General features: G+C 70.1%; 27 protein-coding genes and 1 pseudogene. 14 read left to right on the top strand and 14 right to left on the bottom strand.

The features are described from left to right. Positions 1 to 41: 41 nt before the first annotated feature. The 3 genes from ACIA73_RS34730 to ACIA73_RS34740 are packed head-to-tail and all read left to right on the top strand — an operon-like array spanning position 42 to position 2042. On the top strand, positions 42 to 944 hold the full coding sequence (locus ACIA73_RS34730; RefSeq protein WP_399442924.1) for an AraC family transcriptional regulator: 903 nt from the start codon (positions 42 to 44) through the stop codon (positions 942 to 944). Between the two features lie 10 nt (positions 945 to 954). Continuing rightward, positions 955 to 1737, top strand: coding sequence for an AzlC family ABC transporter permease (locus ACIA73_RS34735; protein WP_399442925.1), 783 nt, complete (start codon positions 955 to 957; stop codon positions 1735 to 1737). Then, on the top strand, positions 1734 to 2042 hold the full coding sequence (locus ACIA73_RS34740) for an AzlD domain-containing protein (protein ID WP_399442926.1): 309 nt from the start codon (positions 1734 to 1736) through the stop codon (positions 2040 to 2042). Before ACIA73_RS34735 ends, ACIA73_RS34740 begins: the two co-directional genes overlap by 4 nt. Positions 2043 to 2114: 72 nt before the next feature. On the opposite strand, the gene ACIA73_RS34745 is transcribed toward ACIA73_RS34740, so the two are convergent. Next, entirely contained in the window at positions 2115 to 3053 is a 939-nt protein-coding gene (locus ACIA73_RS34745) for a hypothetical protein (protein ID WP_399442927.1), read from the bottom strand. Between the two features lie 79 nt (positions 3054 to 3132). Between ACIA73_RS34745 and ACIA73_RS34750 the strand changes: the two genes are divergently transcribed. After that, the gene (locus ACIA73_RS34750) at positions 3133 to 3327 is read left to right on the top strand and encodes a DUF3046 domain-containing protein (RefSeq protein WP_399442928.1); all 195 of its coding nucleotides are present in this window, start codon (positions 3133 to 3135) and stop codon (positions 3325 to 3327) included. A 191-nt stretch (positions 3328 to 3518) separates the two neighbouring features. Further along, positions 3519 to 4667, top strand: a complete 1149-nt coding sequence (locus ACIA73_RS34755) for an AI-2E family transporter (protein ID WP_399443000.1) — start codon at positions 3519 to 3521, stop codon at positions 4665 to 4667. Between the two features lie 69 nt (positions 4668 to 4736). On the opposite strand, the pseudogene ACIA73_RS34760 reads toward ACIA73_RS34755, so the two are convergent. After that, a pseudogene (locus ACIA73_RS34760) lies at positions 4737 to 4979 on the bottom strand (MMPL family transporter); the annotation flags it as partial. 668 nt (positions 4980 to 5647) lie between these two features. Here ACIA73_RS34760 and recA point away from each other — a divergent pair. Both recA and recX read left to right on the top strand, forming a co-directional pair. After that, on the top strand, positions 5648 to 6778 hold the full coding sequence (gene recA, locus ACIA73_RS34765) for a recombinase RecA (protein WP_399442929.1): 1131 nt from the start codon (positions 5648 to 5650) through the stop codon (positions 6776 to 6778). A gap of 3 nt (positions 6779 to 6781) precedes the next feature. Beyond that, entirely contained in the window at positions 6782 to 7687 is a 906-nt protein-coding gene (recX, locus tag ACIA73_RS34770) for a recombination regulator RecX (RefSeq protein ID WP_399442930.1), read from the top strand. A 165-nt stretch (positions 7688 to 7852) separates the two neighbouring features. Here the strand turns inward: recX and ACIA73_RS34775 are convergent, their stop codons facing one another. The 9 genes from ACIA73_RS34775 to ACIA73_RS34815 all read right to left on the bottom strand — a co-directional run bounded on the left by ACIA73_RS34775 (position 7853) and on the right by ACIA73_RS34815 (position 15628). Next, positions 7853 to 8257: a rhodanese-like domain-containing protein gene (locus ACIA73_RS34775; RefSeq protein ID WP_399442931.1), complete on the bottom strand. Its 405-nt coding sequence runs from the start codon at positions 8255 to 8257 to the stop codon at positions 7853 to 7855. Further along, a complete protein-coding gene (locus ACIA73_RS34780; protein ID WP_399442932.1) occupies positions 8254 to 8793 on the bottom strand; it encodes a cysteine dioxygenase in 540 nt (179 codons plus the stop codon). The genes ACIA73_RS34775 and ACIA73_RS34780 overlap by 4 nt, the downstream gene beginning before the upstream one ends. Positions 8794 to 8902: 109 nt before the next feature. Next, positions 8903 to 8989 (bottom strand): putative leader peptide, encoded by an 87-nt coding sequence (locus ACIA73_RS34785; RefSeq protein WP_399443001.1) that lies wholly within the window; start codon positions 8987 to 8989, stop codon positions 8903 to 8905. 32 nt (positions 8990 to 9021) lie between these two features. Beyond that, positions 9022 to 10674, bottom strand: coding sequence for an FAD-dependent monooxygenase (locus ACIA73_RS34790; RefSeq protein ID WP_399442933.1), 1653 nt, complete (start codon positions 10672 to 10674; stop codon positions 9022 to 9024). Positions 10675 to 10911: 237 nt separating this feature from the next. Beyond that, on the bottom strand, positions 10912 to 11832 hold the full coding sequence (locus ACIA73_RS34795; RefSeq protein ID WP_399442934.1) for a glutamate ABC transporter substrate-binding protein: 921 nt from the start codon (positions 11830 to 11832) through the stop codon (positions 10912 to 10914). Positions 11833 to 12295: 463 nt separating this feature from the next. After that, on the bottom strand, positions 12296 to 13174 hold the full coding sequence (locus tag ACIA73_RS34800; RefSeq protein ID WP_399442935.1) for an amino acid ABC transporter permease: 879 nt from the start codon (positions 13172 to 13174) through the stop codon (positions 12296 to 12298). Next, positions 13171 to 13845: an amino acid ABC transporter permease gene (locus tag ACIA73_RS34805; RefSeq protein ID WP_399442936.1), complete on the bottom strand. Its 675-nt coding sequence runs from the start codon at positions 13843 to 13845 to the stop codon at positions 13171 to 13173. Before ACIA73_RS34805 ends, ACIA73_RS34800 begins: the two co-directional genes overlap by 4 nt. 78 nt (positions 13846 to 13923) lie before the next feature. After that, positions 13924 to 14748, bottom strand: coding sequence for a glutamate ABC transporter substrate-binding protein (locus ACIA73_RS34810; RefSeq protein WP_399442937.1), 825 nt, complete (start codon positions 14746 to 14748; stop codon positions 13924 to 13926). Between the two features lie 94 nt (positions 14749 to 14842). Beyond that, positions 14843 to 15628, bottom strand: a complete 786-nt coding sequence (locus ACIA73_RS34815; RefSeq protein ID WP_399442938.1) for an amino acid ABC transporter ATP-binding protein — start codon at positions 15626 to 15628, stop codon at positions 14843 to 14845. A gap of 294 nt (positions 15629 to 15922) precedes the next feature. Here ACIA73_RS34815 and ACIA73_RS34820 point away from each other — a divergent pair, with 294 nt between their 5' ends. Continuing rightward, entirely contained in the window at positions 15923 to 16669 is a 747-nt protein-coding gene (locus tag ACIA73_RS34820) for a response regulator transcription factor (RefSeq protein ID WP_399442939.1), read from the top strand. Between the two features lie 6 nt (positions 16670 to 16675). Further along, entirely contained in the window at positions 16676 to 18067 is a 1392-nt protein-coding gene (locus ACIA73_RS34825) for a sensor histidine kinase (RefSeq protein ID WP_399442940.1), read from the top strand. Between the two features lie 43 nt (positions 18068 to 18110). Here the strand turns inward: ACIA73_RS34825 and ACIA73_RS34830 are convergent, their stop codons facing one another. After that, positions 18111 to 19109, bottom strand: a complete 999-nt coding sequence (locus tag ACIA73_RS34830; RefSeq protein ID WP_399442941.1) for a TAXI family TRAP transporter solute-binding subunit — start codon at positions 19107 to 19109, stop codon at positions 18111 to 18113. A gap of 103 nt (positions 19110 to 19212) precedes the next feature. On the opposite strand from ACIA73_RS34830, the gene miaB reads away from it, so the two are divergent. Together miaB and ACIA73_RS34840 are read left to right on the top strand one after the other, a co-directional pair. Continuing rightward, complete coding sequence (gene miaB, locus ACIA73_RS34835; protein ID WP_399442942.1) at positions 19213 to 20697, top strand: tRNA (N6-isopentenyl adenosine(37)-C2)-methylthiotransferase MiaB; 1485 nt, start codon at positions 19213 to 19215, stop codon at positions 20695 to 20697. Between the two features lie 209 nt (positions 20698 to 20906). Continuing rightward, entirely contained in the window at positions 20907 to 21620 is a 714-nt protein-coding gene (locus ACIA73_RS34840) for a hypothetical protein (protein ID WP_399442943.1), read from the top strand. A 177-nt stretch (positions 21621 to 21797) separates the two neighbouring features. Here ACIA73_RS34840 and ACIA73_RS34845 read toward each other — a convergent pair whose 3' ends face one another. Beyond that, positions 21798 to 22046, bottom strand: coding sequence for an antitoxin (locus tag ACIA73_RS34845; protein ID WP_399442944.1), 249 nt, complete (start codon positions 22044 to 22046; stop codon positions 21798 to 21800). 54 nt (positions 22047 to 22100) lie between these two features. Beyond that, positions 22101 to 22412, bottom strand: a complete 312-nt coding sequence (locus ACIA73_RS34850; protein WP_399442945.1) for a hypothetical protein — start codon at positions 22410 to 22412, stop codon at positions 22101 to 22103. Positions 22413 to 22594: 182 nt separating this feature from the next. Here ACIA73_RS34850 and miaA point away from each other — a divergent pair, with 182 nt between their 5' ends. From miaA to dapF, 3 genes are all read left to right on the top strand, one after another. After that, a complete protein-coding gene (gene miaA / locus ACIA73_RS34855; RefSeq protein ID WP_399442946.1) occupies positions 22595 to 23533 on the top strand; it encodes a tRNA (adenosine(37)-N6)-dimethylallyltransferase MiaA in 939 nt (312 codons plus the stop codon). A gap of 107 nt (positions 23534 to 23640) precedes the next feature. After that, positions 23641 to 24180, top strand: coding sequence for a hypothetical protein (locus ACIA73_RS34860; RefSeq protein WP_399443002.1), 540 nt, complete (start codon positions 23641 to 23643; stop codon positions 24178 to 24180). Between the two features lie 167 nt (positions 24181 to 24347). Continuing rightward, a complete protein-coding gene (gene dapF, locus ACIA73_RS34865) occupies positions 24348 to 25244 on the top strand; it encodes a diaminopimelate epimerase (protein WP_399442947.1) in 897 nt (298 codons plus the stop codon). The last annotated feature ends 85 nt before the right edge of the window (positions 25245 to 25329 follow it).

Below are 25329 nucleotides of genomic sequence, written 5' to 3' on the forward strand. Positions count from 1 at the left end.
ACGCGCAGGTCAGAGGCGGTTCGAGGGCGCACAATGGCCGGATGGAAGAGGAGGAGCAGGGCAGTACGGCGACCCGCAGGGACGGCGAGTGGGCACGGCACTGGCAGTGCCCGGGAGTGCCGGGACTCGATCTGCTGCGCGCCCGCTATGTGCGGCACTCCTTCCCCCGCCACAGCCATCAGGGGTACGTCCTCGGCGCGGTCCGCCGGGGCATCGAGGACGTACACATGCCCGACGGCACCCTCAGTGCCGCCCCCGGCAGCGTCGTCATGATCAACCCGGAGGTGCCGCACGCGGCCAGGGCCGGGGCCCCCGAGGGCTGGTCGTACGCCACTCTCTACCCGTCCCGGGAACTCGTCGCGGAGGTGGCGGCCGAAGCCACCACCCTGCGCGGCACCCCCGGCTTCGCCGAGAGCATCGTCGACGACCCCGACACCGCACGCCTCATCCACGAGGTGCACAGGGCCGCCGAGGAGGGCAACGCGCTCGCCGCCGACACCATGTTCCGCACCGCGATCGCCCGGCTGCTGCTCCGCAACGGCCGCCTCCTGCCCGCCCCCGGACCGGTCGCCGCCGCCCGCACGGCCGCTCTCGCCCGGGAGATCCTGCGCGACCGGATGACTGCTCCGCCCTCCCTGGAAGCCCTCGCCCGGGAAGTCGGCACCAGCCCCTTCGCCCTGCTCCGCGCCTTCAAGGCCGCGTACGGAATGCCCCCGCACACCTGGCTCACCGCGGCGCGGGTGCGGCACGCCCAACTCCTCCTGGAAGCCGGGACGACGCCCGCCGACGCGGCCCACACGGTCGGCTTCACCGACCAGCCGCACCTCAACCGGCACTTCACGCGGATAGTGGGGGTGCCGCCGGGGGCGTACCGGCGCGAGCGCAGCACGGGGCCGGGCCGCGGGTGCAAGAACGTACAAGACCGGGGCACCCCGTCCTCGTAACGTCGGGCACGTGGCAGATCAGACAGCATCCGCGGAACGTGCGGACATACCCAGCGCGGTTGTGGACGTACCCACCGCACCCTCGCTCGCCGAGCCCAAGCCCGACTCCGCCGTCGTCCGCGACGCGCTCGGTGTCGGCGTCGCCGTCGGCCTCTCCGGCTTCGCCTTCGGGGTGACCTCGGCAGGCGCCGGGCTCACCCTCTGGCAGACCTGTGCGCTCAGCCTGCTGGTGTTCACAGGGGCGTCCCAGTTCGCCCTCGTCGGGGCGCTCGCGGCTGGCGGCAATCCGCTCACCGCCGCCGCCGGAGCCTTCTTCCTCGGCGTCCGCAACACCTTCTACGGGCTGCGGCTCTCCCAACTCCTCGCCCTGCCCCCGCTGCTGCGCCCGCTCGCCGCGCAGGGCGTCATCGACGAGAGCGCCGCCGTCACCCTCGCCCAGCCCACCCGCCGCAGCGCCCGCATCGGCTTCACCGTCACCGCCCTCACGCTCTACGTGCTGTGGAACCTCACCACCTTCCTCGGCGCGCTGGGCGCCGAAGCCATCGGGGACACCAAGGCCTGGGGCCTGGACGCGGCCGGCCCCGCTGTCTTCCTCGCGCTGCTCGCGCCGATGCTGCGGACCACCGCGGAGCGGACGGTCGCCGGTATCGCGGTCCTGCTGGGGCTGGGCCTGCTGCCGGCACTGCCCGGTGGCGTTCCGGTCCTGGCAGCTGCCATGGCCGCACCGCTGGTGCTCTTCGTCAAGGGGCGCAGTGCACGACGTACGAACACCCCGGAGGGAGAGGTCCGATGAGCGTCTGGATCGCCATCATCGCCACGGCGGTCGGCTGTTACGCCGTCAAGCTGCTCGGTCTGCTCGTCCCCGCGAGCGCGCTGGAGCGGCCCCTCGTGCAGAAGCTCTCCGCCTTGCTGCCGGTCGCCCTGCTGGCCGCGCTCACCGCGCAGCAGACCTTCGCCACCGGGCAACAGCTGGTACTGGACGCCAGGGCGGCGGGCCTGGTCGCGGCGGCGGTCGCGCTGGTGCTGCGGGCACCGTTCCTGGTCGTCGTGGCGGCCGCGGTCGTGGTCACGGCGGGGGTACGGGCGCTGGGCGGCTGACCTGCGCGGATCTCAGCCGCCGCGTGCGGCCGTCGGCTGACCCGCGCACACCTCACCCGACCCACGCACCCATCAGGTGATCTCCCTCCCGTACGCCCGCAACGTCAGCAGCGCCTCGATCGTCACCAGCGGTCGCGCCTCCAGCTCCACCCCCGGCGCCCACACCCGCCACCGCACCGGCCACCCGCCGTCCTGCTGCTGCTCGGCCGCCAGGAAGTCCAGCGCGCGTCCCATCTCCTGGTCGGTGAACCAACCGCGCGCCAGCGAGTGCGGCGTCCGCGCGTAGTCGTGGGGGAAGTGGTGCTCGGCCGGGGCGTAACCGGGCGCCACGGGGAACTCCGCGCGCCGCGCCGGATCAAGCACCGCGAGCCCCTGGGCGCGCACCAGCCGCCCCAGCCGGTCCGCGGCGGCCTGGGCGCGCGAGCGGTCCGGGACGCCGTCCAGGAAGGCGACGGCGGCCTGGACCTCGTACGGATGAGAGACCTCCAGGGCGTCCACCGCGGCCCAGCAGAAGTCGGTGGCCCGGAACAGCCAGGCGTGCCACACCTCGTTGCGGTGCAGCAGACCGACCACCGGGCCGGTGGCAAGGAGCTCGCTCGGCGGATCGTCCACCACCGGGATGAAAGGCGCCGCCGGATACCCCCGCTGCGAGGGATGCACGGCGGGCAGCGCGCCGTCCCTGCCCGACACCTCGGTCAGATAGCGGCACACCCGCTCCACCCGGGTGCCGCCGCACCGGCCGATCGACTCCAGCACCCGCAGGGCGTGCCCGGTGTGCAGCGGCTGGCTCACCGGGCCCCGCAGATCGGGCTCCAGCGCGTGACCGAAGCCGCCGTCGTCGCCCAGATACGCGTTCAGCGCGGTCTCGACCGGGTCCGCTGCGCCGCCGAGGAAGTGGTACGCGAACCGTCGCTGCTCCAGCACCCGGGCCGTCAGCCACACGAAGCGCTCGGCACGGGCGAGAGGAGACGCGGAAGAGGACTCGGGCAGGGATGCTCCATTTCCAGCCATGTGCCGACGGTAGGGCTCAAAGCGTCCATGGCAAGGGGTGCGGACCGCTCTGCACTCTCAGGGGCGGGATACTGATGTCATGCGGTTGACGATTTTCTGGGAGCGGATGGCGGAGCACTTCGGTGCGGGGTACGCCGATTCCTTCGCCCGCGACCATGTGATGGCCGAACTCGGCGGACGTACGGTCCACCAGGCGCTGGACGCGGGGTGGGACGCCAAGAGCGTGTGGCGCGCGGTGTGCACGGCGATGGACGTTCCGTACGACAAGCGGTGAACCGCCCGGCGGGCGACGCGAGTACAGCGCTGTCGTACCCATAGGTGACACTTGGCCCCGTGGCCCCGACTGATGAGACCGCCCAGGACCAGGCAAAAGCCCAGGAACCCGATGCCCGGGAGCCCGCGGCCCAGGAACCCGGCGGGCCGAGCACCGCGCCACCCGCCGCGGCGCCCACCGGCCCCGCCCGGATGCCCCGGTGGCTGCCGCGCGCCATGGTGCTCGCGCTCGCCCTCTACGCCTGCTTCCAGCTCGGCGACTGGGCGTTCCACCAGCTCATCACGCTGCTCCTGAACATCCTGATCGCCTTCTTCCTCGCCCTCGCCGTCGAGCCAGCGGTCGGCCGGATGGCGGCCCGCGGCATGCGCCGCGGTCTGGCCACCTTCCTGGTCTTCTTCGGCGTGATGATCGCGGGCATCGGCTTCGTGGTGCTGCTCGGGTCGATGCTGGCCGGGCAGATCGTGGAGATGGTCGACGAGTTCCCGAAGTACCTGGACTCGGTGATCCACTGGATCAACCTGACCTTCAACACCGAGCTGTCCAGGGTCGAGGTGCAGGACAGCCTGTTGCGCTCGGACTGGCTCCAGAAGTACGTCCAGAACAGCGCGAGCGGCGTCCTGGACGTCTCCACCACCGTCCTCGGCGGCCTGTTCAAGGTACTGACGATCTTCCTGTTCTCTTTCTACTTCGCGGCCGACGGGCCCCGGCTGCGCCGCGCACTGTGCTCCGTACTGCCCCCCGCCAAGCAGACCGAGGTGCTGCGTGCCTGGGAGATCGCCGTCGACAAGACCGGCGGCTACCTCTACTCGCGCGGCCTGATGGCGCTGATCTCGGGCATCGCGCACTACATCCTGCTGGTGATCCTCGGTGTGCCGTACGCCCCGGCGCTCGCGGTCTGGGTCGGCCTGATCTCACAGTTCATCCCGACCATCGGCACCTATCTGGCGGGCGCGCTGCCGATGCTGATCGCCTTCACGGTCAACCCCTGGTACGCGCTGTGGGTGCTCGGATTCGTGGTGGTCTACCAGCAGTTCGAGAACTACCTGCTGCAGCCCAAGCTCACCGCCAAGACCGTCGACATCCACCCCGCCGTCGCCTTCGGCTCGGTCGTCGCGGGCACCGCGCTGATGGGCGCGGTCGGCGCGCTGATCGCGATCCCGGCCGTCGCCACGCTGCAGGCCTTCCTGGGCGCGTACGTGAAGCGGTACGACGTGACCGACGACCCCCGCGTCCACGGCCACCGCAGCCGCCGCGCCTCGGCGCTGGCCCGGATGCGGACCGCGCTGCGCCGCGACCGGAACGCGCAGCCGCCGTCCCCTCCGGCGGAGGACGGCGACTGAGCGGTTACTTCGGTACGTCGCGGGGGCGCGCGGTGGTGAACACAGGCGCGTGCCCGGCGGCGTACACGCCTACTGACGCTCCCACTCCACCTCGGGCAGCACCCGCCGCAGCGGCGACGGCAGCCACCAGGCGCGGCGGCCGAGCAGTTGCATCACGGCCGGCACGATCAGGCAGCGGATGACGACCGCGTCCAGCAGGATCGCCACCGCCAGGCCGAGGCCGAACTGCTGGAGCATCCGGTCCGGGCTGAGGATGAACGCCGCGAACACCACGATCATGATGGCCGCCGCTGCCGTGATCACCTTGCCGGTGCGGATGCCGTTGTGCTGGAGGCACTCGCCGAAGCCGGCCGCCAGCAGCGTCACGCCACCCAGGGCCACGGCGGCCGCGAGCCTGCCCTCCGCCGACGTCGTGTGGAGCGCCAGCGCGAAGGTGATCATCAGTGGGCCGTCGTAGACGCTCAGCGGGTAGTACGCCGCACTGGCGAGCAGCGTGACGACCGCCACGCCCACCGGCCACCTGCGGCGGAAGTAGAGCGCGCCGCAGCCGACGGCGATCAGTGCCCAGCCCGCCAGGACGAAGTGCGCGGGCCCTCCTTCGTGGAGCCGCATCGCGATCAGGGTCGGGACGACCACGACGACTGCGACGACGAGGGTCACGGTGGCGTCCGTCGCGTGCCAGGACGGCCATCCGGGCGCGCGGGGCCCGCGGGGGCGCGCGGGGCCCGCGGGGGCGGGCGGGGAGGGCCATGGCACGAAGGATAGGCGGGGGCTGCCGACGGGGATGGTGGGCGTGGCTCGCTTGACAAGGAAATCGAACATCCATTCACATTGGGAGTCCGGCCTTGTGATCCCAGGGGTTCACGAGGGATCCGTGTGGAGTTATCCACAGGTCAGGAGGACGCCGAGGCCGATTGTCAGTGGCAGGCGTTAGCGTCTTTGACGTGAAGCGATCGACTCAAGCAAATCGGGTGGAACCCATGGCAGCAGGCACCGACCGCGAGAAGGCTCTCGAAGCCGCTCTCGCACAGATTGAACGGCAATTCGGCAAGGGCGCGGTGATGCGCCTCGGCGACCGGCCGAACGACCCCATCGAGGTCATCCCCACCGGATCGACCGCCCTGGACATTGCGCTGGGCGTCGGCGGTCTGCCGCGCGGCCGTGTGGTGGAGGTGTACGGACCGGAATCCTCCGGTAAGACCACCCTCACCCTGCACGCGGTGGCCAACGCGCAGAAGGCCGGCGGCACCGTCGCCTTCGTGGACGCCGAGCACGCGCTCGACCCCGAGTACGCCAAGGCGCTCGGCGTCGACACCGAGAACCTGATCCTCTCCCAGCCGGACACCGGCGAGCAGGCACTGGAAATCGTGGACATGCTGGTCCGCTCCGGCGCCATCGACCTGATCGTCATCGACTCCGTGGCGGCGCTCGTGCCGCGCGCGGAGATCGAGGGCGAGATGGGCGACTCGCACGTCGGTCTCCAGGCCCGGCTGATGAGCCAGGCGCTCCGGAAGATCACCAGCGCGCTCAACCAGTCCAAGACCACCGCGATCTTCATCAACCAGCTCCGCGAGAAGATCGGTGTGATGTTCGGCTCGCCGGAGACCACCACCGGTGGTCGCGCGCTGAAGTTCTACGCCTCGGTCCGGCTCGACATCCGCCGCATCGAGACCCTCAAGGACGGCACGGACGCGGTCGGCAACCGCACCCGCGTCAAGGTCGTCAAGAACAAGTGCGCGCCGCCCTTCAAGCAGGCCGAGTTCGACATCCTCTACGGCCAGGGCATCAGCCGCGAGGGCGGTCTGATCGACATGGGCGTCGAGCACGGCTTCGTCCGCAAGGCCGGTGCTTGGTACACCTACGAGGGCGACCAGCTCGGCCAGGGCAAGGAGAACGCCCGTAACTTCCTGAAGGACAACCCCGATCTCGCCGACGAGATCGAGCGGAAGATCAAGGAGAAGCTGGGCGTCGGCGTGAAGCCGGCCGCTCCCGAGGCGGAGCCCAAGGAAGGCGCGGACGCGGTGAGCGGCGTCGTCGCCACCGACGCGAAGGCCGTTCCGGCCCCGGCGGCCAAGGCGAAGTCGGCCAAGACCGCGGCAGCCAAGGGCTAGTCCATGACCCGGAGAACGGACTGGCCGGGCAGCACGGACGACGAGTACGACGCGTACGGAGACGGGAACGGGGCCGGGCGCGGAGACGCGCGCGGGCCCGGGGGCAGGCGCGGGTTCGGGGACGGGCGTAGGTCCGGTTTCGGCGACGGGCGTACGCCCGGGTACGGGACCGCGTCGACGCCGGGGTACGGGTCCGCGTCGGCGTCCGGCGGAGAAGGTGTCGCCGGGCGTCACGGGGGCGACGAGGACGCGGGGGAGGCCGGGGGAGTGCCCCGGCTCCCCTGGTCCTCCCGGGACCTTCCTCCGGAGGCCGGGGGCACCGGGGAAGACCCGGGGCCCCGGCGGTCCGGGCGGGGCCGCCGGGGCGGTGCCGCCGATGGCTCCCGCCGTGGTGGCCAGGAGCCACCGCAGGATCCGGCGGAGCGGGCGCGGTCGATCTGTCTGCGTCTGCTCACCGGTACCCCGCGCACCCGTAAGCAGCTCGCGGACGCCCTGCGCAAGAAGGAGATCCCCGAGGAGATCGCGGACGAGGTGCTGTCCCGCTTCGAGGAAGTGGGGCTGATCAACGACGCCGCGTTCGCGGACGCGTGGGTCGAGTCGCGCCACCACAGCAAGGGGCTGGCCCGGCGTGCGCTGGTCCAGGAGCTGCGCACCAAGGGCGTCGAATCCGCCCTGATCGACGACGCCGTCGGCCGGCTCGACTCCGACCAGGAGGAGGACACCGCCCGCGAACTGGTCGCCCGCAAGCTGCGCTCCACACGGGGGTTGGAGCGCGACAAGCGGCTGCGCCGCCTCGCGGGAATGCTGGCCCGCAAGGGCTACCCGGAGGGCTTGGCGATCCGAGTGGTGAGACGGGCACTGGAGGAGGAGGGCGAGGACACGGAGGACATCAACGAGCAAGGCTTCTGAGGAGTCGCCCTCCTCCTGGTAGTCCGCTTCGGCGGTGGGGCCGCCTGCCCTCCCGACCCTGGTAGTCCGCTTGGGCGGCGGGCCCGCCCTCCGGGGATGGAACGGGCGGGCAAGGGGGGCCCGACGGAGTCGCAGCCCCTGCCGTCCCGGCCCACCCCGACCCCGCTACCGCGTGACCGGCAGTCCCGCCCCCCTCCACGCCTGGAAGCCCCCCTCCAGGTCCGTCGCCCTGCGCAGTCCCAGTCCCCGCAGCGACACCGCCGCCAAGCTCGACGCATAGCCCTCGTTGCAGATGACGATGACGTGACGGTCATGCCCCGTCGCCTCGGGCGAGCGGTGGCTCCCCCAGGGATCCATCCGCCACTCCAACTCGTTGCGTTCCACCACGAGTGCCCCCGGGATCACCCCGTCCCGCTCCCGCAGGGCCGCATACCTGATGTCCACCAGGAGCGCGCCCGACTCGGCCGCCGAATACGCCTCGTACGGCCCGACCCGGTCGAGTCCCTCCCGTACCCGCTCCAGCAATTCATCGATCCCCACCGGCTCCGGCGTACCCGCATCCGCGCTCACTGCCACTCCTCCGCCCGCTCCACCTGCTCCAACCGCAGCACCGCACCCGTCCGGCTGTAGCGTCGCATCAGTGGCAGCGGCGGGTAGTAGGCGTGCACCGAGATCGCATGCGCGTGGGCCGACTCGTTGAGGACCTGATGGACGTGGTGCTCCCCGAAGGCCCGTCCCTGACCGGACGTCAACTCCCTTTCCCTGTCGACCCCGTCGGCCAGTTCCAGGGTCTTCCAGCCCTCGGTGGGCAGCCGGGCCGCGAGCGACTGCTCGGTCAGGGCGCCCGCCGCCGCGGCGAACGCGCCGTGCGACCCGCCGTGGTCGTGCCATCCGGTGCCGGTCCCGGGGGGCCAGCCGATCAGCCACGCCTCGCTCCCGCCCGGCCCGTCGAGACGTACCCAGGTACGCCCTTGTGGATCGAGCGGCAGAGAAGCCACCAGCGCCGCGTCGGCCGCGGTCCGGCGTACGAAATCGAGGAGTTGAGCGGGAGTGGGCGCGGCCGTGCGGGCAGGCGCGGGGGTCCGTACGGGTACGGGAACAGACACGGGAAGCCGTCCTGAGAGGTTCGCGGACGCGCACGGGCGCCGCACCAACTCCCACGGAAGACGGGGGAGCGGCAGGTAGCAGACCGCGCGCGAGGAGAAAAGGGGCGAATCAGCAGGACGGGCGACAGACGCAGCCCGCGTAGCGGACCAGGTCCATATGGACCCTCCGCCACAGGCACACACGGGTGTCGCTCACGTTTTGGAGTACACCATGTGTGCCTGTGGCGGTCAATTGATGTCCGCGGTCCGGTCGGTGTGGTCGGAGTGCACCAGGGCGCCCGAAGCGTCGCCCAGCGCCTCCACGGCCCCGGGCGCACCCCCGCGCGCCGCGTCCGCCGCCGCGTACAGCTCTTCGGGACGCACCCCGTCGAAGGCCGCCACCAGATGCCCGTCGGGCCGCACCAGCAGCACGGTGTGCGCGGTGGCCCCGGGGTACCCCTCGGCGACCAGCAGTTCCGCGGGTACGGGCAGGGCGGTGACCGCGGCCGCCAGCCGGGGCATCACCCCCGCGGTCATCCAGTGCCGCCGGTCCCACACCCCGGTCCCCGGCGCGACCAGCACCACCAGCAGATGTCCCTGCCCCAGCCGGTCCCACAGCGCGGCGACTGTGCCGTCGGGAGCGGTCACCCGTACGTCCTCGACCAGCGCCCCCGGTGCGGTCGCCACCTCGGTCTCCGCCTCGCCGTCCCCGTACGTCCCCGGGGCGAGCGGCGAGTGCGGGTACGCGGGCAGGGCGCCGAGCGCGCCACCACCCAGATGGCCGTCCATGAGCAGGCTGTCGTGCCCGCGCGCCGAGCCCGGAAGGGCCGCCCGCAGACCGCCGCTGTTGCGCAGTATCGGCAGCACCTGGTCAGCGGCGCGCAGCCGGGCGGCCACCGCGGTCCGCCGTTCCGCCTGGTAGCTGTCCAGCAGGGCTTCGGAGGCGTCGTGATGCAGGGCATGGGCCAGCTTCCACGCCAGGTTCGCCGCGTCCCGCAGACCCTCGTCGACGCCCTGCGTGCCGAGCGCGCCCAGCAGGTGGGCCGCGTCCCCGGCGAGGAACGACCGCCCCTCGCGCCAGCGTTGGGCCAGGCGGTGGTGCAGCGTGTAGACGCCGGTGTCGATGAGTTCGTAAGGGGGTGTCTGACCGCCGCACCAGCCGGCCAGGGTGTCCCGGATCCGGGTGATCAGCGCATCGGGCGTGACCAGGTCTCCGCGCGGCGGCAGCAGCCAGTCCAGCCGCCATACGTCGTCGGGCAGCGGACGGGCCGTCACCTCGGGGCCGCCGCCGCGCCATGGTGGTTGACGGTGCATCAGAACGGTTTCGGGCCAGGGGAGTTCGGCTTGCAGGGCGGCGACGGCGTGCCGTTCCACCGCTGTACGGCCGGCGAACCGGATGCCGAGGAGCTTGCGGACGGTGGAGCGGGCGCCGTCGCAGCCGACCAGGTAACTGCCGCGCCAGTACAGGTATCCCGGCTCGCGGGTGTGCACGGTGACGCCCTTGCCGTCCTGCTCGATGGTGTCCACCCGCGCCTGCGTCGCCAGCTCGATGAGGGGGTGCGCGGTGGCGGCGGCGTACAGGCCGCGGGTGAGGGCGTGCTGCGGAAGATGCACGGGGGCCGGGAACTCACTGTCGTCACCGAGCGTTAGTTCTGTGACGACCTGCTTGCGCCGCATCGACCGCCATCCGGACCAGAGCGCCCCCTCGTCCCAGACGGTGGTGCAGCCGAGCCCCTCGACCAGGGCAGCGGTGTCCGGCCGCAACACCACGGTCCTGGCCGTGCGCGGTTCCTGGGTGCCGTCCCCCTCGTCAAGGACGACGGACGAGACGTGCTGCGCGGCGAGGGACAGCGCGAGCGTGAGCCCGACCGGTCCGGCGCCGACGACGATCACCGGGTCCACGACGCGCGACCTCCGCTCCGTACGGACAAGCGGAAAGCTGCACACGCGGCAGTGGACACAAGGTGCTCGATCACAGAACGTATGCAACCCACTGCGGGTGCTTGCGTCAAGTGACGGAGGCAGCGACGCGGGGCCGCTGCCTCACAAAACGTCAGATTGCCGTGCGCGGGGGCGCTTTGGGGTGCCCCGGCGCGGGCTGGGTACCGGGGGCCCCGTTGCGGACGACGACGGCTGAGGTCAGTAGTTGTTGACGGCCGGCGGCTCGGTGTACATGGAGCCCGAAAGGCCCAGTGTCGAGTTGTAGATCTTCTTGTAGGTGCCGTCCTTGACGTGCTTGGTGAGCGACTCGTTGATCGCGGCGCGCAGTGCCTTGTCCTGCTTGTCGACGCCGATGCCGTACAGCTCGGTGGTGAACGGCTCGCCGACGACCTTCAGCCGGGTCGGGTCCTGGGCGGCGAACCCCTTGAGGATCGAGTCGTCCGTGGTGACGGCGTCGATCCGGCCGGCCAGGAGCTGCTTGACGCAGTCCGTGTAGTTGCCGAGCTCGACGACCCTGGCGCCGTACTCCGGCTTCTGGATCTCCTGGAGCGGGGTCGAGCCCTTGATGGAGCAGACCTTCTTGCCGGTAAGGGAGGTCTTGCCCGTGATGTCCGCCTCGTCCTTGCGGACCAGGAGGTCGGCACCGGCCTTGTAGTAAGGGCCCGCGAAACCGACCTTCTTCTTGCGCTTGCTGTTGATGGAGTACGTACCGACGTAGTAGTCGACCTGGCCCTGGGCGATGGCCGTCTCGCGCTGGTCGGAGTTGAACGACTTCCACTGTATTTGGTCGGGGGTGAAGCCCAGATCGGCAGCGACCATGGTGGCGATCTCGATGTCGAAGCCGGAGCGCTTCTTGGTCGCCTGGTCCTCGAAGCCGAGGTACGGCTGGTCGGACTTGGCCCCGATGATCAGCTTGCCGCGCGCCTTGGCGGCCTTGAAGGCCGGGGAGCCTTCGACCTGTGCGTCCTTGGCGACGGGGTACTTCCAGGTCTTGGCCGATTCGGTGGCCGCGGGGGCCTTCGCGTCATTCCCGGCCGAGCTGTTCTCGCCTCCACAGGCGGTTGCCGTCAGCGCGAGAGCGGAGACGGCTGCCATGGCAGCTGACTTGCGGAACTTCATGGTGAATATCCCTTACATCGGTAAGCCGTTGGCCGGGAACTCTCGGCGTACGGCGAGTCGGCGGGGGCGCCGATGGGCTGTCAGCGGTGAAGGATCTTCCACAGGAAGCCCTTGGTCCGGTTACTACGAGAGTGGCGGAACAACCGTGCGGGCGTGGGCACTTCGGCGATCTTCAGGTGAATTGGCAGGGTGAGGAGAGAGTGAGAAGCCCGATTGGTGCCGAGGCCGTGCGCGTTGCCGGGGGGCAGGGGAAATGGCAGGACCTGATGCGGCTGCACGAGTGCCGTGTACCTGTGGAAGTTCGGCAGTAATGTACTCGCTTACCCACGGTAGAAATATCGCCGAATGATTAAGATTTCGGCGCTCGCGATTGTTTTCTTCGGGAACAAGAAAATCGGGCTTTCCGGAGACGATCCGGAAAGCCCGATTTCGAATCGGTGCGCGGTGGCTCGGGTCGGAGAACTCAGCCGCCGAGCGCGCCACCGGCGTCCACAGCCGTCCTGTCGACAATGGCGCCCGTACTCTTCTTGCCCTTGCGGAGCCGATTCTCCAGCCAGCCGGCGAAACTGGTGAGGGCGAAGTTGACCAGGATGAAGAGGAGCGCGACCACGGTGAGGGCGGCGATGGTGTTGGCGCCGTAGTTCGCCGTGATGGTGCGCACCTGGAAGAGCAGCTCGGTCAGGCCCAGTACGGCGCCACCCAGTGCGGTGTCCTTGACGATGACGACCAGCTGGCTGACCAGCGCGGGCAGCATCGCGGTGACGGCCTGCGGCAGCAGTACGGAGACCATCATCTGGCCCTTGCGCATGCCGATGGCCTTCGCCGCGTCCGTCTGACCGCTGGGCAGGGACTGGATTCCGGCTCGTACGATCTCGGCGATGACCGAGGCGTTGTAGAGCACCAGACCCGTTACCACGGCGTACAGCGGGCGGACCTCGGAGTCGACGCTGGTGAACTGCACGAACAGCTGGCTGGCGAACACCATCATGATCAGTACTGGGATGGCCCGGAAGAACTCGACCACCACACCGACCGGAATCCTCACCCAGGCGTGGTCGGAGAGCCGGCCGATGCCGAGGATCGCGCCCAGCGGCAGGGCGATCACCAGCGAGAGGGCCGCAGCCGTGAGGGTCTCCCCGAGGCCGGGCAGCAGGAAGGTGGTCCACACCTGGGAGTCCGTGACGAACGGGCTCCACTTGTCCGCGTCCAGTTGGTCCTTCTCCGCCATGATGCCCAGCACCCACCAGGCGAGCAGGGCGAAGACGGCGAGGAAGACGACCGTGTAAATGATGTTGCGCCGCTTGGCGCCGGGCCCGGGGGCGTCGTACAGGACTGAAGTCATCGCTTGACCGCCACTCGCTTGGACACCCAGCCGAGCAACAGACCGGTGGGCAGGGTGAGAACGACGAAGCCGAGGGCGATGACACCGAAGACGGCGAAGAGCGCGTCGGCCTCGTTCTCGACCATGTTCTTCATCAGCAACGAAGCCTCGGCGACGCCGATCGCGGCCGCCACCGTGGTGTTCTTGGTCAGCGCGATCAGCACATTGGCCAGCGGAGCGACGACCGTGCGGAAGGCCTGCGGAAGGATGATCAGCGTCAGGACCTGGGTGAACCCGAGACCCAGGGCGCGGGCTGCCTCCGCCTGTCCGACCGGGACGGTGTTGATGCCCGAACGCAGTGCCTCACAGACGAAGGTGCCGGTGTACGCGACCAGTGCGAGGACAGCGAGCCGGAAGCCGATGTTCTCGAAGGTGTTGCCACCGAGCTTGAACTCCAGCGTCTGGTTCAGCCCGAGGAGGGAACCGACCATGATGATCGTCAATGGGGTGTTACGGACCACGTTCACATAGCCGGTGCCGAAGGCCCGCATGAGGGGAACGGGACTGACCCGCATCCCGGCCAGCACGGTTCCCCATATGAGGGAGCCGACGGCCGAGTAGAGGGTGAGCTGAACCGTCACCCAGAAGGCACCGAGCAGGTCGTACCGCCCGGAAGTAAGAAAGTCGAACACGATGCCCCGCGATCTCTCCTTGTTGGATCGTGGCGCGCGCCGCCGACCGGGGCCGGCGGCGCGTCAGTCACTGCTGGCTCACTTTTCGGTGATCTCGGGGGCGGCCTCGTTCTTGTAGTTGGCCGGGCCGAAGTTGGCCTTCACGGCCTTCTCCCAGGAACCGTCCGACTTCATCTTCTCGAGCGCCTTGTTGATCTTGCCCTGAAGGTCCTTGTCGCCCTTCTTGATACCGATGCCGTACTTCTCGTCGCTCAGCTTGAGACCGGCAAGCTTGAACTTGCCCTGGTGCTCCTTCTGCGAGGCGTAACCGGCGAGGATCGAGTCGTCGGTGGTCAGCGCGTCGACCTGCTTGCTCTGCAAGCCGTTGAGGCACTCCGAGTAGCCGCCGAGGGTCTGGAGGTCCGCCTTGGGGGCGAGCTTCTCCTTGACGTTCTGCGCCGAGGTGGAGCCGGTCACCGAGCAGAGCTTCTTGGCGTTGAGGTCCTCGGCCTTGGTGATGGACGTGTCGTCCGCGCGGACCAGCAGGTCCTGGTGGGCGAGGAAGTAAGGGCCGGCGAAGTCGACCTTTGCCTTGCGCTTGTCGTTGATCGAGTAGCTCGCCACGATGAACTTCACGTCGCCGTTGGAGAGTGCGTTCTCACGCTCGGCGCTGGGGGTCTGCTTGAACTCGATCTTGTCGGCCGCGTAGCCGAGCTCCTTGGCCACGTACGTGGCGACGTCGACGTCGAAGCCGGTGAACTTGCCGTCCGTCGTCTTCAGACCCAGACCGGGCTGGTCGTACTTGATGCCGACGACGATCTTGTCGCCGTCCTTGCCCTTGTCGGCGCCGCCACCGCAGGCCGAGACGGAGAGAGCGAGAGCCATCGCCGCGACGACGGCGGTACTGACCTTGCGGAGCTTCATGGTGAACATCCCTTGTGTCGGTGGTGCGTTGATCGTCAGAGCTGGGTGCCGGCCGAGTGCTTCCCCGTAACAGCCGTACAGCGAGCGGCAGTTGTCAGTGGTGCAGGATCTTCGACAGGAAGTCCTTGGCCCGGTCGCTACGAGGGTTACTGAAGAACTGGTCCGGCGTGGCCTCTTCGACGATCTTGCCGTCCGCCATGAAGACGACCCGGTTCGCCGCAGAGCGTGCGAAGCCCATCTCGTGCGTGACGACCACCATGGTCATTCCGTCGCGGGCCAGCTGCTGCATGACCTCCAGAACCTCATTGATCATCTCCGGGTCGAGCGCCGAAGTGGGCTCGTCGAAGAGCATGACCTTGGGTTCCATGGCCAACGCCCGCGCGATGGCGACGCGTTGCTGCTGACCGCCGGAGAGCTGCGCGGGGTACTTGTCCGCCTGGGCGCCGACGCCCACGCGGTCGAGCAGGGCGCGCGCCTTCTCCTCCGCGGCCTGCTTGTCCATCTTGCGGACCTTGATCTGGCCCAGCGTGACGTTCTGAAGAATCGTCTTGTGGGCGAAGAGGTTGAACGACTGGAACACCATGCCGACGTCGGAGCGCAGCCTCGCCAGCTCCTTGCCCTCCTGGGGCAGCGGCTTCCCGTCGATGCGGATGTCGCCCGAGTCGATCGTCTCCAGGCGGTTGATCGTGCGGCACAGCGTGGACTTCCCGGACCCGGAGGGTCCGATGACGACGACGACCTCGCCACGGGCGATGGTCAGGTCGATGTCCTGGAGCACATGCAGCGCGCCGAAGTGCTTGTTGACGTTGCTCAGGACCACCAGGTCCGTCGACGCGGGTACCGCGTCCTCGGCGCCCTTGGTCACTGAAACTCCGCTCATCGGCTTTTGCTCCGTCCTCCTCGGTTGGGAGGACCCTAGTCACCCAGTGCGACCAGCGTCATTACATCTGAGCGGAAATTGAGCATAACGATCCGGCCGCAACCGGACACTCTGCGTGAACGGGACGCGGGAAGGGGATACCGGCTCCATAACGGAACAAGGCCGTGATGAGAAGGGTCTTGACGTGCACTGTCCGGATCGGCGTGGATGCCATGAGAGCAAATGCCCGCAACCGGGCAGGCGCTCGGACCCGCACATCGACAAGACCAAAGCGCGCACCGGAGGGGGGACCAGTTGAGACTGCTGCTCGTCGAGGACGACAACCACGTCGCCGCCGCACTGTCCGCCGTCCTCACCCGGCACGGCTTCCAGGTCGTTCACGCCCGCAACGGCGAAGAGGCACTCCAGGCATTCCTGCCCGACGACCGGGCCCCCGAGGGGCAGGAGCCCTTCGGGGTCGTCCTGCTCGACCTCGGTCTGCCCGACCAGGACGGCTACGAGGTCTGCGGCAAGATCCGCAAGCGCACCAGTACTCCGGTGATCATGGTGACGGCGCGGGCCGACGTCCGCTCCCGCATCCACGGCCTCAACCTGGGCGCGGACGACTACGTCACCAAGCCGTACGACACCGGTGAACTCCTCGCCCGTATCCACGCGGTGAGCCGGCGCAACGCGTCCGGGGAGGCCTCCGCCGCCCCCGGTGACACCACCGTCGACCTCGGCCCCGTACACATCGAACTCCCCACCCGCCGGGTCAGCGTCGAGGGCAGCGATGTGCAGCTCACCCGCAAGGAGTTCGACCTGCTCGCGCTGCTCGCCCAGCGGCCCGGCGTCGTCTTCCGGCGGGAGCAGATCATCAGCGAGGTGTGGCGGACCAGTTGGGAAGGGACCGGCCGCACGCTGGAGGTCCATGTGGCGTCGCTGCGCTCCAAGCTGCGGATGCCCGCACTGATCGAGACGGTGCGCGGGGTCGGCTACCGGCTGGTCGCGCCGGACACCTCGGGGGCGGCGGGCGGCCCCGGCGCACCCAGGGACACGTAACTCCCCGTGCGCACCCGCCTCCTGCCGCTCCTCATCATCCTGCTCGCGGGCATGCTGATCGCCTTCGGCTTCCCGCTCGCCGTACGCGTGGCCGCCGCCCAGCAGCAGCAGGTGGTGGTCGACCGGATCGACGACACCGCCCGCTTCGCCGCCCTCGCCCAGTTCGTCACCGAGCGCACCGCCACCAAGGACGAACGCCGCGCCACCCTCGGCATCGAACTCGACCGCTACCACGCGGTGTACGGAATCCGCGTGGGTGTCTTCTACCGGGACGGCGGCGTGATGGCCGCAGCCCCCGGGGACTGGCTGGTGCAGACCGCTGGGGACCTGGGGAAGGAGGCGTTCCAGGAGGCGCTGGCCGGGCGCCGCAGCCATGACCCGCCGCAGGTCTGGCCCTGGCAGGAAAACACGCTGGTGGTGGCCTCACCGGTGGTGCGGGACGGGGACGTGGTCGCCGTGGTGGTCACCGACTCGCCCACCGGACAGTTGCGCTCGCGCATTCTGCACGACTGGCTGCTGATCGCGGCGGGTGAGTTCGCCGCCCTCTTCCTGGCGATCGGCGCGGCCTTCCGGCTGACCGGCTGGGTGCTCCGTCCGGTACGTGTCCTGGACGCCGCCACCCACGACATAGCGACCGGCCGGATGAAATCCCGGGTCGCCCCCTCCGGTGGCCCACCCGAACTGCGGCGGCTGGCACGGTCGTTCAACGAGATGGCCGACAACGTCGAGTACGTACTGGAGCAACAGCGCGCCTTCGTCGCCGACGCCTCCCACCAGCTGCGCAACCCACTGTCCGCCCTGCTCCTGCGCATCGAGCTGCTCGCCCTCGAACTGCCCGAGGGCAACGAGGAGATCGCCTCCGTGCGCACCGAGGGCAAACGCCTGGCCCGAGTCCTGGACGATCTCCTCGACCTGGCCCAGGCCGAACACGCCCCGGCCGACCTGAGACTGACCGACCTCGGAGAGATGGTCACCGAACGCGTCGCGGCCTGGTCCCCGCTCGCCGACGACAAGGGGGTTCGTCTGCTGCGCGGCGGACCCGAGGCGGTCACCGCGTGGGCCGACCCCGTCGCCCTGTCCAGCGCACTGGACGCGGTGATCGACAACGCCCTCAAGTTCACCCCCGCCGACGAACAGGTCACCGTGGAGGTCGCCTCTGACGGCGACATCTGCACCGTGGTCGTCTCCGACGGCGGCCCCGGCCTCACCGAGGACGAACTCGCCCGTGTCGGCGACCGGTTCTGGCGCAGCAACCGCCACCAGAACATCAAGGGCTCGGGGCTCGGCCTCTCCATCTCCCGCGCCCTGCTCCTCGCGGGCCGGGGCACGATCACCTACGAGGCCAACACTCCCCACGGACTGCGCGTGACGGTCACCGTCCCACGCACCGAGCCCTGAGGCGGCCTCCCACCGGGCCCGACGGCGCCTGCTCCCCGCCGGGCTACGGCTTCGCCGACCGGTAGTACTCCGCCGCGCCGTCGTGCAGCGGCAGCGGATCCGTGTAGATCGCGGTCCGCAGATCCACCAGCTGGGCCGCGTGCACCTGCCGGCCGATCCGGTCCCGGCTCGCGATCACCGTCTCGGTGAAGCGCTTCGTCAGCTCCGGGTCGGTCAGGTCCGTGGTCACCAGCAGGTTCGACACGGCGACCGTCGGAACGGCCGCATGGTTGCGCGCCTTGCCATAGGCATCGGCGGGCATCACCGCGGACCGGTAGTAGCGGGTGATGTCGCCGGGCTTCTGCAACGCCTTCACCAGATCGGGACCGAGCGGAACCAGCCGTACCGGCATCCGCTCGGAGAGATCGCGCACCGCGCTGGTCGGCAGCCCGCCCGACCAGAAGAACGCGTCGATGGTGCCCGCCTCCAGGCGCCCCGGCATGGTGTCGATCCCTATCGACACCGGCTCCACGTCCCGCTCGGGATCGAGCCCCCCTGCGGCCAGCAGGCGGTTGGACACCAGCCGCACCCCCGACCCCTCCTGGCCGACGGCGACCTTCTTCCCGCGCAGATCCCCGATGGACCGGATCCCCGAACCGTCGGGCACCACCAGCTGCACGTAGTCGTCGTACAACCGGGCACAGCCACGCAGCCGGTCCGCCCCCTCCCGGTGATTCCGTTGGTACGTGGCCACGGCATCGGCGGTCGCGATCGTGAAGTCGGCCTCCCCGGTCGCCACCCGGGTCAGGTTCTCCTGTGACCCCTGACTGGTCTGCAGCGTGACGTCGACCTTCGGCAGCTGCCGCCGCAGCGCCTCCTCAAGCAGCACCCCGTACCGCTGGTACACCCCGGTCCGCACCCCCGTACTGAACGTGACCTTCCCCTCCGGGGATGGCGCACCTCGCGGCAGCAGCCACCACAGCAGCAGCCCGCACACGGCGAGTGCGGCCACCGCCCCTTGCAGGGCACGACGGCGTCCGGGACGGGAGAGCGCGGGGAGCATGCCGCGATCCTGCCAGCTCAACGCCCCCGCGGACCAGAGCTGAGCCGCAGCGGAGACCGCCCGGGGCCCCGAGCACGGCGGGCCCCGTACCCTGGTGGGCGAGATGAGTGAGAAGACATACGAGGTGCGCACTTACGGGTGCCAGATGAACGTCCACGACTCCGAGCGCCTGTCGGGCCTCCTGGAGGGTGCGGGATACGTCCGTGCGCCCGAAGGGTGCGACGGCGACGCCGACGTGGTCGTCTTCAACACCTGCGCGGTCCGCGAGAACGCCGACAACAAGCTGTACGGCAATCTCGGACGGCTCGCGCCGATGAAGACCAAGCGGCCCGGCATGCAGATCGCCGTGGGCGGCTGCCTGGCGCAGAAGGACCGCGACACCATCACCAAGCGCGCCCCCTGGGTCGATGTGGTCTTTGGGACGCACAACATCGGCAAGCTGCCGGTGCTCCTGGAGCGCGCCCGCATCCAGGAAGAGGCGCAGGTCGAGATCGCCGAGTCGCTGGAGGCGTTCCCCTCGACGCTGCCCACGCGCCGCGAGAGCGCCTACGCCGCCTGGGTCTCCATCTCGGTGGGCTGCAACAACACCTGCACCTTCTGCATCGTGCCCGCGCTGCGCGGCAAGGAGAAGGACCGCAGGACCGGCGACATCCTCGCCGAGATCGAGGCCCTGGTCGCCGAAGGCGTCTCCGAGATCACGCTGCTCGGCCAGAACGTCAACGCCTACGGCTCCGACATCGGCGACCGCGAGGCCTTCAGCAAGCTGCTGCGCGCCTGCGGAAAGATCGAAGGCCTGGAGCGGGTCCGCTTCACCTCGCCGCACCCCCGCGACTTCACCGACGACGTGATCGCCGCCATGGCCGAGACGCCGAACGTGATGCCGCAGCTGCACATGCCGATGCAGTCCGGCTCGGACACCATCCTCAAGGCGATGCGCCGCTCCTACCGGCAGGACCGCTTCCTCGGGATCATCGAGAAGGTGCGCGCCGCGATGCCGGACGCCGCCATCTCCACCGACATCATCGTGGGCTTCCCCGGCGAGACCGAGGAGGACTTCGAGCAGACGATGCACGCGGTCCGTGAGGCCCGCTTCGCGAACGCCTTCACCTTCCAGTACTCCATCCGGCCCGGCACCCCCGCCGCCACCATGGAGAACCAGATCCCCAAGGAGATCGTCCAGGAGCGCTACATGCGCCTGGTAGGACTCCAGGAGGAGATCTCCTGGGAGGAGAACAAGAAGCAGGTCGGCCGGACCCTGGAGGTCATGGTCGCCGAGGGCGAGGGCCGCAAGGACGGCGCCACCCTGCGTCTCTCCGGCCGCGCCCCCGACAACCGCCTGGTCCACTTCACCAAGCCCGAGCAGGACGTGCGTCCCGGCGACGTGGTGACCGTCGAGATCACCTATGCCGCCCCGCACCACCTCCTCGCCGAGGGTGAGCCCGGCGCCGTACGCCGCACCCGGGCCGGTGACGCCTGGGAGAAGCGCAACGCCGAACCGCAGCAGGGACCCGGCGTGATGCTGGGCCTTCCGAAGATCGGCGTACCGGAACCGCTGCCGGTGGCCACGGGCGGATGCAGCATCAACTGACCGCGGAGGCAGCCGAGTTTGACGGGGAGGCCCGTGGCCCGCTGAGGGCTGCGGGTGAATGGGCTTTGCCCTTCCCCTGCCGGTTTGCGGTCCGCGTGCCGGCCTGGAGCTGGTCCGCGAGCTGGAGGTAGGTCAGAGGGCGGGATTTGGGCCGGGGCCGTGGACGGGGCCCGGTCAGGTGGCCCCGCCTGCGCGTTAGGCTGCCCGACATGCTCGTAGCCGCCGCCGTATGCCCCTGTCCGCCGCTGCTCGTCCCCGAGGTCGCCGCCGGTGCCGCGGCCGAACTCGACGCCGCGCGCGACGCCTGCGCCGACGCGCTGGGTGTGCTCGCCGCCTCCCGGCCCGATCGGCTGGTGGTGCTCGGACCCGCCGGGCACGCGGACCAGGGTCTCCACCCGCAGGGCGCGAGGGGCAGCTTCGCGGGCTTCGGCGTGCACCTGGAGGTCACCCTGGGGGCGGCGACCGGGGAAGCACCGGACCGGATGCTTCCGCCCTCCCTCGCGGTGGCCGGCCGACTGCTCGCCCGTACGGACTGGACCCACACGCCCATCGAGGGCCTGGGTGTCGGCGAGGAGCTGACCGCCGCCCACTGCGCCGGGACGGGACGGCAGCTCGCGGGCAGCGCGGACCGGGTGGCCCTCCTGGTGATGGGCGACGGCAGCGCCTGCCGCACCCTGAAGGCACCCGGCTACCTCGACGAGCGCGCCGAGGGCTTCGACGTGGAGGCCGCCCGGGCCCTGGGCGCCGCCGATACCGCGGCTCTGCTCGCGCTGGACGAGGAACTCGCGTACACCCTCAAGGTCTCGGGCCGCGCCCCCTGGCAGGTGCTCGCGGGCGCCGCGGACGGGGCGGGCCTGGGCGGGCAACTGCTGTACGAGGACGCTCCGTACGGCGTGGGGTACTTCGTCGCCGCCTGGTCCTAGTCGCGGTTCGGGAACCGGCAGGGAACCAGCGCGGGCAGCATTTCCCCGCTTCTCCGAACGCGTTCTTCCACTGCCTTGTTGAGTTGCCAAGGTGCGTGTCCTGATACGGGAACGGCCGCGGAACCGAAAAGGTTCCACGGCCGTTCCCGTAATTTCGTTACTCGCGCCCGGCGGGCCTCAGGAGGCCGGAGGCGGAGTCGGCGGAGTACCGCCCTCGTCCTTCGTGGAGATGCGGTCCAGGGCACCCTTGGCCTTGCCCGTACCCGACTGGATCTGGCTGCTGTACTTGCCCTTTGTCTTGGAGTCCACAGCCTGAGCGGCCTTGTCGAGACCCTGCTCGATCTTGCCCCCGTGCTGTTGCGCGAGGTCCGCGGCCTTTTCCTTCGCCGGGGCCAGCTTGGCCTTCAAATTGTCCAGGAAGCCCATGGTCCACCTTCCCTCGTGGGGATTGTTTTCGGTTCCGGTGAAAACCGTAACCGGCTACTTGCGGGCGCTTTCACCGACCTCATTGTCCGCCGCTGCCTCGGCGGACTGCTGCTTGGGGATCTCAAGTCCCTCCGCAGCCGGAGTGCCGGCGTCCGCGGAAACCTCGTCGGTGGCCTCCGGGGCATCGGCCTTGGCCTCGGCCGAGACCTCCTCCGGCGACTCGGACCCGGTCTTCGCGGTCTCCGTCTCCTCGGTGGTCACCGACTCCTCGACGACGTCAGCCGTCGGGGTGGCGGCCTGAGCCTCCTCGGTCGACACCTCGACGGCATCCTTGGACTTCCGGCGAAACAGTGCAAAAACGCCCATATCTACTCCATACCGTACTCGTGTAGGCGAAATACCGCGCCGTCCGGTGCGTCCCATTGCGCCGCCCGGAGAAACCGGTCCGTAAACCGGCGTGCGGAACCTCGCAACAGGCAACGACCCCGCTCGCGCGCCGTCACGTCGCTCGTTCGGGGACACCTCCCGAGGTTTGCGAGACTGGGGCGGTGAGAACTGCAGCTCCCGCACCGCGGGTCATCGCCGTCGTCGGACCCACCGCGGCCGGAAAGTCCGATCTGGGCGTCGCCCTCGCCCAGCATTTCGGCGGTGAGGTCGTCAACGCCGACTCCATGCAGCTCTACCGGGGGATGGACATCGGCACCGCCAAGCTGACGCCCGGGGAACGTGGTGACATCCCGCACCATCTCCTCGACATCTGGGACGTCACCGTCACCGCGAACGTCGCCGAGTACCAGCGGCTCGCCCGCAAGGAGATCGACCGGCTGCTCGCCGAGGGGCGCACCCCGGTCCTGGTCGGCGGCTCCGGGCTGTACGTCAAGGGCGCCATCGACGCCATGGAGTTCCCCGGCACCGACCCCGAGGTCCGCGCCCGCCTGGAGGCCGAGCTCGCCGAGCAGGGCCCCGGCGCACTCCATCTCAGGCTCGCCGCCGCCGACCCCGCCGCGGGCAGCGCGATCCTCCCCAGCAACGGCCGCCGTATCGTCCGCGCCCTCGAAGTGATCGAGATCACCGGCCGCCCCTTCACCGCCAATCTGCCCGGCCACGAGTCGGTCTACGACACCGTGCAGATCGGCGTCGACGTCGCCCGCCCGGAGCTCGACGAGCGCATCGCCACCCGCGTCGACCGGATGTGGGAAGCGGGTCTGGTGGAAGAGGTGCGGATGCTGGAGGAACAGGGCCTTCGCGAGGGCATCACCGCCTCCCGCGCCCTGGGTTACCAGCAGGTACTCGCCGCGCTGGCCGGTGACTGCACCGACGACGAGGCGCGCGCCGAGACCGTGCGGGCCACCAAGCGCTTCGCCCGACGCCAGGACTCCTGGTTCCGCCGGGACCCCCGGGTCCACTGGCTGAGCGGCGCCGCCGAGCACCGGGCGGAACTCCCGCACCAGGCGCTGGCGTTGCTCGAACGGGCGGTCACAGCCTGATCACGTGATGGCATCGGGACGCTCAGCCCGTCAATCCGGTGCCCACACGCGTGCCATCATCGAGCTTCGATCGACTGTTGGAGTCCGAGTGGGGAGGGCGCGTGGCGATGGAGGCCGGCCCTCGCGACACAGCACAGGAAGAACCGGAGCGGTTGAGTCCTGACGGGCCCGAAGACCAGCCCAAGAGGCCGGGAGACATCCCCGCGGGCAAGCGCGAGTCCGGGGCGATCTCCCCGGAGGAGCTGGCGGACGACTCGCTGTCCGACGTTCCGGAGATTCCCGAGGTTCCGGGGCTCCCGGACACCGAGGCCGAGGTCGAGGTGGAACTGCGTCCGCAGCGCCGCCTGCGGATCTGGCAGCTCGCCCCGATCGTGATGCTCGCCGCCGTCGGCTCCCTGATGTTCGCCTTCCCGCTGGCCTTCGAGATCGGCGACGGCGGCGCGGTCGTCGCCATGCTCGGCCTGCTGATCAGCGGCTGCGCGGCCGGCTGGGGCATGACGGCCGCCCGCCGTGTCGGTTACACCTGGCCCGGACTGCCCGCCCGTGGCTCCCGCGAACGCGCGGACTGGCGGGTGGCCGCCCTCTACGCGGCGATCTGCGCCACCCTCGTCGCCCTGGCCGTCTGGCGCGTGGCCCGCCTCCGCTGACGGGCCGCGTCCTTCCCTACGCCCGATTCTCGTGCTCTCGGCGGTCCGTACCGCCCAGTGGTTGTCCGTACCGCCCGGCGGTCCGCATGTGCCCGCCCGGCGGTCCGCATGTGCCCGGAAGCGCCCTCGAAGATCCGTTGTCGGACCCTCCCCTTACGATGGATCGCGTGACCACCACACCCGCCGCCTCCGCACCGATCGCCTTCCTCAAGGGCCACGGCACCGAGAACGACTTCGTGATCGTTCCCGACCCGGACAACACCCTCGACCTGCCCGCGTCCGTCGTCGCGCGGCTGTGCGACCGCCGGGCCGGCATCGGCGGTGACGGACTGCTGCACGTGGTGCGGTCCGCCGCGCACCCCGACGCGCACGCGATGGCCGAGCGGGCCGAGTGGTTCATGGACTACCGCAACGCGGACGGCTCCGTCGCCGAGATGTGCGGCAACGGCGTTCGCGTCTTCGCCCGCTACCTCCAGCACGCCGGACTGACCGACGGCGGCGACCTGGACATCGCCACCAGGGGCGGGATCAAGCGCGTCCACCTCGACAAGAGCGGCCAGGTCACCGTCTCGATGGGCCGCGCCGCCCTGCCCGAGGGCGAGGTGACCGTCTCCGTCGACGGGCGCACCTGGCCCGCCCGTAACGTCAACATGGGCAACCCGCACGCCGTCGCCTTCGTCGAGGACCTCGCGCACGCCGGAAACCTCTACACACCGCCGCCGTTCAGCCCGGCGAGCGCCTACCCGGACGGGGTGAACGTCGAGTTCGTCGTCGACCGGGGCCCGCGGCACGTCGCGATGCGGGTGCACGAGCGCGGCGCCGCCGAGACCCGTTCCTGCGGCACCGGTGCCTGCGCCGTCGCCGTGGCCACCGCCCGCCGCGACGGACACGACCCGGCCGTCACCGGCGCCCCCGTGACGTACACCGTGGACGTCCTCGGCGGACGCCTCACGATCACCGAACTGCCTGATGGCGGCGTGGAGATGACCGGCCCCGCCGTGATCGTCGCCGAGGGGTACATCGACCCGGTATGGCTGGAATCCCTCGAAATCACCGGCGCGTAAACCTTCGCTCGAATGGGTGATCCGGTTCACGCCGGGCAGGACCCGGTCAACGGCCCGTGGTGGGCTCGGTAGCATCAAGCACCGG

Source organism: Streptomyces sp. NPDC051561, assembly GCF_044454195.1.
Classification (GTDB): Bacteria; Actinomycetota; Actinomycetes; order Streptomycetales; family Streptomycetaceae; genus Streptomyces.

What these genes read in the sequence shown, in the direction of transcription:
- ACIA73_RS34860 (WP_399443002.1), top strand. Translation starts at nt 23,641, where the DNA reads ATGGAGGCCGGCCCTCGCGACACAGCACAGGAAGAACCGGAGCGGTTG.
- ACIA73_RS34750 (WP_399442928.1), top strand. Translation starts at nt 3,133, where the DNA reads ATGCGGTTGACGATTTTCTGGGAGCGGATGGCGGAGCACTTCGGTGCG.
- ACIA73_RS34815 (WP_399442938.1), bottom strand. Translation starts at nt 15,628, where the DNA reads ATGAGCGGAGTTTCAGTGACCAAGGGCGCCGAGGACGCGGTACCCGCG.
- ACIA73_RS34845 (WP_399442944.1), bottom strand. Translation starts at nt 22,046, where the DNA reads ATGGGCTTCCTGGACAATTTGAAGGCCAAGCTGGCCCCGGCGAAGGAA.
- recA (WP_399442929.1), top strand. Translation starts at nt 5,648, where the DNA reads ATGGCAGCAGGCACCGACCGCGAGAAGGCTCTCGAAGCCGCTCTCGCA.
- ACIA73_RS34830 (WP_399442941.1), bottom strand. Translation starts at nt 19,109, where the DNA reads ATGCTCCCCGCGCTCTCCCGTCCCGGACGCCGTCGTGCCCTGCAAGGG.
- ACIA73_RS34745 (WP_399442927.1), bottom strand. Translation starts at nt 3,053, where the DNA reads ATGGCTGGAAATGGAGCATCCCTGCCCGAGTCCTCTTCCGCGTCTCCT.
- recX (WP_399442930.1), top strand. Translation starts at nt 6,782, where the DNA reads ATGACCCGGAGAACGGACTGGCCGGGCAGCACGGACGACGAGTACGAC.
- miaB (WP_399442942.1), top strand. Translation starts at nt 19,213, where the DNA reads ATGAGTGAGAAGACATACGAGGTGCGCACTTACGGGTGCCAGATGAAC.
- ACIA73_RS34840 (WP_399442943.1), top strand. Translation starts at nt 20,907, where the DNA reads ATGCTCGTAGCCGCCGCCGTATGCCCCTGTCCGCCGCTGCTCGTCCCC.
- ACIA73_RS34730 (WP_399442924.1), top strand. Translation starts at nt 42, where the DNA reads ATGGAAGAGGAGGAGCAGGGCAGTACGGCGACCCGCAGGGACGGCGAG.
- ACIA73_RS34755 (WP_399443000.1), top strand. Translation starts at nt 3,519, where the DNA reads ATGCCCCGGTGGCTGCCGCGCGCCATGGTGCTCGCGCTCGCCCTCTAC.
- ACIA73_RS34795 (WP_399442934.1), bottom strand. Translation starts at nt 11,832, where the DNA reads ATGAAGTTCCGCAAGTCAGCTGCCATGGCAGCCGTCTCCGCTCTCGCG.
- ACIA73_RS34740 (WP_399442926.1), top strand. Translation starts at nt 1,734, where the DNA reads ATGAGCGTCTGGATCGCCATCATCGCCACGGCGGTCGGCTGTTACGCC.
- ACIA73_RS34800 (WP_399442935.1), bottom strand. Translation starts at nt 13,174, where the DNA reads ATGACTTCAGTCCTGTACGACGCCCCCGGGCCCGGCGCCAAGCGGCGC.
- ACIA73_RS34850 (WP_399442945.1), bottom strand. Translation starts at nt 22,412, where the DNA reads ATGGGCGTTTTTGCACTGTTTCGCCGGAAGTCCAAGGATGCCGTCGAG.
- ACIA73_RS34810 (WP_399442937.1), bottom strand. Translation starts at nt 14,748, where the DNA reads ATGAAGCTCCGCAAGGTCAGTACCGCCGTCGTCGCGGCGATGGCTCTC.